Here is a 255-nt window from a genome sequence, read left to right as displayed (position 1 = left end):
GCCCTCGCCGCCACGCCCACGGCCCAGCTCACAGGCCAGGTGCGCCTCGTCAAGAGCGACGGCAAGACCGTGCTCGCCCAGGCCGCGCCGCTGCTGGTCAGCCCTGCCGGCACGGCCGCGGGCAAGCTGCCCGAGATCACCGTCAGCGACAAGGATGCCTTCCTGACCGCGCTCGGCCGCTGCGCCTTCAACCTGCAGTACGACGAGGTCAGCGCCACGGCCGTGGCCGGCAGCACCAACCGCCTCTACAGCAAC

At 72.2% G+C, this 255-nt stretch carries 1 protein-coding gene; it reads left to right on the top strand.

Annotated features, from left to right (window positions below; translation table 11 throughout):
• Positions 1-255: hypothetical protein (locus RZA33_RS19620; protein ID WP_317509913.1), on the top strand; the 255-nt coding region annotated here is incomplete at both ends.

This window comes from Halovibrio sp. HP20-59 (assembly GCF_033052795.2).
In the GTDB taxonomy this organism is placed as follows: domain Bacteria; phylum Pseudomonadota; class Gammaproteobacteria; order Pseudomonadales; family Halomonadaceae; genus Vreelandella.
Note: the sequence above shows the minus strand (reverse complement) of the source record. Positions and strands in the feature narration are given on the sequence as shown.